General features: G+C 66.3%; 3 protein-coding genes and 1 pseudogene. All 4 read left to right on the forward strand.

The genetic code is table 11. The features are described 5' to 3' along the window. Positions 1–501: pseudogene (locus AC1DFE_RS23875) on the forward strand (glycine dehydrogenase (aminomethyl-transferring)); the annotation flags it as partial. A 10-nt stretch (positions 502–511) separates the two neighbouring features. Continuing rightward, entirely contained in the window at positions 512–1645 is a 1134-nt protein-coding gene (gene gcvT / locus AC1DFE_RS23880) for a glycine cleavage system aminomethyltransferase GcvT (protein ID WP_476908305.1), read from the forward strand. 28 nt (positions 1646–1673) lie between these two features. Next, positions 1674–2057 (forward strand): glycine cleavage system protein GcvH, encoded by a 384-nt coding sequence (gene gcvH / locus AC1DFE_RS23885; protein ID WP_476908306.1) that lies wholly within the window; start codon positions 1674–1676, stop codon positions 2055–2057. 162 nt (positions 2058–2219) lie between these two features. Beyond that, positions 2220–3353: L-serine ammonia-lyase (locus AC1DFE_RS23890; protein ID WP_476908307.1), on the forward strand; the 1134-nt coding region annotated here is incomplete at its 3' end.

Here is a 3353-nt window from a genome sequence, read left to right on the forward strand (position 1 = left end):
CTCTACACCGGGGACAGCGGCCTGGTGGCACACGAGTGCATCCTGGACCTGCGCGAACTCACCGCCCGGACCGGCGTGACCGCCGAGGACGTCGCCAAGCGCCTGATCGACTACGGCTTCCACGCCCCCACCCTGGCGTTCCCGGTCGCGGGCACCCTGATGGTGGAGCCCACCGAGTCCGAGGACCTGGCCGAGATCGACCGGTTCATCAGGGCCATGATCGCCATCCACGCCGAGATCGAGCAGGTCGCCAACGGCGACTTCACCGTGGAGAACTCCCCGCTGCGCAACGCACCCCACACGGCAGCCGCCGTCGTCAGTTCGAGCTGGGACCGTTCCTACCCGCGCGAACAGGCCGCCTTCCCCGTGCACACGCTCAAGCAGGACAAGTACTTCCCGCCTGTGGGCCGCATCGACGGCGCGGCAGGCGACCGGAACCTGGTCTGCTCCTGCCCGCCTCTCGAAGCGTTCGAGGACAACACAGAAGATTTTGAAAACTAAGGATTCCGCAATGACCGAGAACTACACCGCCCTCTACGACCAGCACAAAAAGGCCGGAGCCTCCTTCACCGACTTCGGCGGCTGGCAGATGCCGCTCAAGTACACCTCCGAGCTCGCCGAGCACCACGCCGTGCGCAACGCGGCCGGCCTGTTCGACCTCTCCCACATGGGGGAAGTCTGGGTCACCGGCCCGGACGCCGGCGCCTTCCTGGACTACGCCCTGGCCGGCAAGCTGTCCGCCATCGCCGTCGGCAAGGCCAAGTACTCGCTGATTTGCGACGCGGACGGCGGCATCATCGATGACCTCATCTCGTACCGCCGTGGCGAGGAGAAGTATCTGGTGGTTCCCAACGCCGGCAATGCAACGAAAGTCGCTGCTGCCCTCGCCGAGCGTGCCGCGAACTTCGACGTTGCCGTCGAGGACGTCTCGGCAGAGATCTCGCTGATCGCCGTACAGGGGCCCAACGCGGAAGCCATCCTGCTCCAGCTCGTCCCGGCCGAACAGCACTCCCTGGTGACTGAGCTGAAGTACTACGCGGCTATTGAGGTAGCGATCACCGTCGACGGCACTGCTCACGACCTCCTTCTTGCGCGCACCGGCTACACCGGCGAGGACGGCTTCGAAATCTACGTCCCCAACGAGGATGCTGCCGCGTTGTGGGGGGCGCTTCTGGACGCCGGTGCCGTGCACGGGCTCATCCCGGCAGGCCTGGCCTGCCGCGACTCGCTGCGGCTGGAAGCCGGCATGCCGCTCTACGGCAACGAGCTCTCGCGCCGCGTCAATGCGTACGCAGCAGGACTGGGTCCGGTGGTTTCGCTGGCCAAGGAAAGCGACTTCGTGGGCAAGGAGGCCCTCTCCGCCATCAAGGCAGCCGGCGTCGGTTCCGCCATTGGCCAGAAGCTGGTGGGTCTCAAGGGCCTTGGCCGGCGCGCCGCCCGCGGCCACTACCCGGTCCTCAAGGACGGCACGCTGATCGGGGAGGTCACCTCGGGCCAGCCCTCCCCCACCCTTGGCTACCCGGTCGCGATGGCGTATGTCAACGTCGAGTATTCCGAGGTTGGCACGGTTCTGGACGTTGACCTGCGCGGCAAGGCCGAGCCGTTCGAAGTGGTCGCACTGCCGTTCTACAAGCGCTCCAAGTAACCCACCCAGACCTCAAAGGAAAAATCACATGAGCAAAGTTGTTTCTGAACTGAAGTACTCCGCCGAGCACGAATGGGTTGCCGTCGACGGGTCCGGCCCCGTGGGGATCGGGATTTCGGCCGTCGCGGCCGACGCCCTCGGCGACATCGTGTACGTGGACCTGCCCGAGGTCGGCTCCACGGTCACTGCCGGCGAAACCTGCGGCGAGGTGGAGTCCACCAAGTCCGTCTCCGACCTGTACGCACCCGTGACCGGCGAAGTGACCGAGGTCAACGACGGCGTCGTCGCCGACCCGGCCCTGATCAACAGCGACCCCTACGGCGCGGGCTGGCTGTTCAAGGTGGCCGTCACCGACGAGGGCCCGCTGATGTCGGCTGAAGAATACGCGGCAACAAATGGCGGCGAACTCTAGCCTGCACCTCCCTCTTCCCTCCCGAGGATGGAGTTTTTGTCCAGATGTCGCGACTTCGAGGCTCTTTTGCGGCCATTATCTGGACAAAAACTCCGCCTCCACCCGCAGCAACTCCACCTCCCCAGCCCGAACCGACCACAACTACTTAGTTAGGAACCGACCATGGCTGTTGGCGTCTTTGACCTCTTCTCGATCGGGATTGGCCCTTCGTCCTCGCACACCGTTGGACCCATGCGGGCTGCGGCGGTGTTTGCCGAGGAGCTGGCATCTTCCGGTGTGCTGGAGCAGGTGGCGTCGCTGCGGGTGGACCTGTACGGCTCGCTCGCGGCAACCGGGCACGGGCACGGAACCATGACGGCGATCCTGCTGGGGCTGGAGGGGTACCACCCGGAGCTGATCCTCCCCGAGGAGGTTGAGGATCGGCTGGCGTCGATCGCGGAGACCGGGACCTTGCAGCTGTCCGGGTCGGCGCCCTTGCCCTATGGCGTGGCGGACATGGTGCTGAGGCCGCTGACCGTGCTGCCCCGGCACACCAACGGCATGACCTTTACCGTTTCGGATGCCGACGGCGGGGTCCTCCACAGCGCCACGTTCTTCTCCGTCGGCGGCGGGTTCATTGTCCGGGAGGGCGAGGAGGATGCGGCCCAGCAGGAGCTCGCGGAGTCCAAGAAGGAATTGCCGCTGCCGTTCCGGACGGCCGCTGAACTGCTGGAGCACTGCAGCGCCCAGGCCCTATCCATCGGCGACATCATGCTGGTCAACGAGCGCGCCTCCCGCTCCGAGGAGGACATCCGGGCAGGTCTGTTGCACATCTACTCGGTCATGGAGAGCTGCGTCGCCGTCAGCCTGAAGCGCGAGGGGCTGCTGCCTGGCGGACTGAAGGTCCGCCGTCGCGCCCCCGACTGGCACGAGCGCCTCCTGAAGGAGGACAAGGACCGGGACCCCAAGTATTGGCAGGAGTGGGTCAACCTGATCGCCCTGGCGGTGAACGAGGAAAACGCTTCCGGCGGCCGGGTGGTGACCGCACCCACGAACGGCGCCGCCGGAATCATCCCTGCCGTGCTGTACTACGCGCTGCACTTCGCCCCAGGGATGGACCAGGCGAGCCAGGAAGACCGCGACGACGTGGTGGTGCGTTTCCTGCTCGCGGCAGGTGCCGTCGGGGTGCTGTACAAGGAACAGGCGTCCATTTCCGGCGCGGAGGTGGGCTGCCAGGGCGAGGTGGGTTCGGCGTCGTCGATGGCCGCCGCCGGGCTTGCGGAAGTCATGGGCGGCACGCCCGCGCAGGTGGAGAAC

The organism is Arthrobacter sp. 05T423 (assembly GCF_056396245.1).